2 protein-coding genes are annotated in these 2740 nt (G+C 70.0%); one reads left to right on the top strand and one right to left on the bottom strand.

What is annotated here, in order from left to right:
- Nucleotides 1-30 precede the first annotated feature (30 nt).
- Nucleotides 31-2241, bottom strand: a complete 2211-nt coding sequence (locus ACFTZL_RS43755; protein WP_382595866.1) for an MMPL family transporter — start codon at nucleotides 2239-2241, stop codon at nucleotides 31-33.
- A 350-nt stretch (nucleotides 2242-2591) separates the two neighbouring features.
- Here ACFTZL_RS43755 and ACFTZL_RS43750 point away from each other — a divergent pair.
- The coding region (locus ACFTZL_RS43750) for a cold-shock protein (protein WP_382595869.1) at nucleotides 2592-2740 on the top strand (149 nt) is incomplete at its 3' end.

Genomic DNA, 2740 nt, shown 5'->3' with positions numbered 1-2740 from the left:
GCCACGGGCGGCCCTGGTGGGGGGGGTGCGTCAGGTGCGCGCCGGTTCCAGATCGGGTGTGCCGTCGGGGGCCGGCTCCGTCCCGGGCCGGCGGCTGAGCGCCTCGCCCTCCACGTCCACGCGGGGCAGCACCCGGTCCAGCCACTTCGGCAGCCACCACGCCTTGTCGCCGAGCAGGGCGAGCACGGCGGGCACGATCGCCATCCGTACGACGAAGGCGTCGAAGAGGACGGCGGCGGCGAGCCCGAAGCCGATCATCTTGATCATGGAGTCGTTCTCGCCGATGAACCCGGCGAAGACCGCGATCATGATCAGGGCCGCCGCGGCGACCACGCGGGCGCTGTGCCGGAAGCCGGACGTGACCGCCTGTGCGGGCGACTCGCCGTGGACGTAGGCCTCCCGCATCCGTGAGACGAGGAACACCTCGTAGTCCATCGCCAGACCGAAGACGATGCCCACCAGGAAGATCGGCATCAGGCTCATGATCGGGCCGGTCTGCTCCACACCGAGGAGCTCCGCGCCGTGGCCCTGCTGGAAGACCACGACGACCGCGCCGAGCGAGGCCAGCACCGACAGCAGGAAGCCGAGGGCCGCCTTGAGCGGGACGAGCAGCGATCGGAAGACCACCAGCAGCAGCACGATCGCCAGACCGACCACGACGATCAGATACGGCACGAGCGCGGCCTGCACCTTCTCGGAGATGTCGATGTTCAGCGCGGTGGTGCCGGTGACCTCGTAGCTCGCGCCGGTGCCGGACTCGATGCCGGGCCGTTCGTCCCGGATGGTCTTCACCAGGGTCTTGGTCTTCTCGTCGGTCGGCGCCGTGGAGGGCACGACGGAGAAGACGGCGGTGTCGCCGGTGTCGTTGAAGCGCGCCGGGGAGACGGACACGACGCCCTTGGTGGCGCCGATCTCCTTGGCGATCGAGTCCGCGGCCCCCTTGGGGTCGGTGGCGCCCTTGCCGTCCACGACGATGGTCAGCGGCCCGTTGAAGCCCGGCCCGAAGCCCTCGGCGAGCGCGTCGTAGGCCCGGCGCTCGGTGGTGGAGGTGGGCTTGGCCTCGTCGCCGGGCATGCCGAGCTGGAGGTCGGCCGCCGGCAGCGCGAGGGCGCCGAGGCCGACGACGCCGAGGATCAGGACGGGTATGGGGCGGCGCAGGACGAACCGGGCCCAGCGGGCTCCGCCGTTGGTCTCGGTGCTCTCCTCGATCCGGCCGCTCTTGCGGGCCCGCCGGGGCAGCACCGCGTTCGGCCAGAAGCCGAGGAACGCCGGGACGAGGGTCAGCGCGATCAGTACGGCGACGACGACCGCGCCGGCGGCGGCCAGGCCCATCTTGGTGAGCATCGGGATACCGACCACGGCGAGCCCGGCCAGCGCGATGACGACGGTGAGCCCGGCGAAGACCACCGCGGACCCGGCCGTGCCGACGGCCATGCCGACCGCCTCCTGCGGCGTGCTGCCCTTGGCGCGTTCCTCCCGGTAGCGGGACACCACGAACAGGGCGTAGTCGATGCCTACGGCGAGGCCCAGCATCATCGCCAGGGTGCCGGTGGTGGTGGACAGGCCGAGGGCGCTCGCCAGGGCGAGGATCGTGGCCATGCTGACGCCGACGCCGATGACGGCGGTCAGCAGGGGCAGCCCGGCGGCGGCCAGGGAGCCGAAGGTGACGAGGAGGACGACGGCGGCGATCGCGACGCCGATCACCTCGGCCATGCCGCCCGGCCCGGTCTCGTCGGCCAGCGCGGTGCCGCCCGCCTCGACCGTCAGCCCGGCATCCCGGGCTCCCTCGATGGTGTGCTCCAGATGGGTCCGGCCGGCGTCGGTGAGCTCGGTGGCCTTGACCTTGTAGGTGACGGTCGCGAAGGCGGTCGAGCCGTCCTTGCTGATCGTCTTCGCCTGGAACGGGTCGACGGCGCTCGCGACCTGCGTGCCGTCGCCCAGGCCGGTCACGGCCTTCTCGATCGCCTCCTTGTTCTCGGCGGCGGTCACCTTCTCGCCGCCCGGCGCGATGAAGACGACCCGGGCGGTCGCCCCGTCGGCCGTGGCGCCCGGGAAGCGCTGTTCCATGAGGTCGAACGCCTTCTGGGACTCGATGCCGGGCATCGAGAACTCCTCGTCGACCGCCCCTGGCGCCTTGAGGGCGCCGAGCCCGACGGCGGCCAGGACGGCCGCCCAGACCAGGGCGACGTACCAGCGTCGCCGGAAGGCCAGTCGGCCCACTCGATACAGGAAAGTTGCCACGGCAGCAGGTCTCCACATCCGGTGTCGATCGTCCGCCCAGCGTGTCCGTGACAAGGCCCCCGCGTCGTCGTGCGGCTGCCGACAATCCCGACTACTGAGAACGCAGTACGACCTGGCCCGCGGGTCCGCCTCGGGTACGACAATCCCGGGCCCTCCGAGACGACCTGTGGTAGCTTGGTTGGCGTTGCAGTTTTGGTTCCCAGAGACTTCGAGTGCTCTATCGACCTTCGTCGACGAGCACTCTTTTTAGTTTCCGAGGATTTTCGGATCTCTCCGAGGGTGATCATTTCGGCGACTCCGAGTCCGTAAAGTGCGGATCTCGGGTATTTGCCCCTCAAGGGAGATTCACTATGGCAACTGGCACCGTGAAGTGGTTCAACGCGGAAAAGGGCTTCGGCTTCATCGAGCAGGAGGGTGGCGGCCCGGACGTCTTCGCCCACTACTCGAACATCGCCACCTCCGGCTTCCGCGAGCTTCAGGAAGGCCAGAAGGTGTCCTT

Source organism: Streptomyces sp. NPDC056948 (assembly GCF_042674225.1).
GTDB lineage: Bacteria > Actinomycetota > Actinomycetes > Streptomycetales > Streptomycetaceae > Streptomyces > Streptomyces purpurascens.
This window is presented reverse-complemented; position numbering and strand designations above follow the sequence as displayed.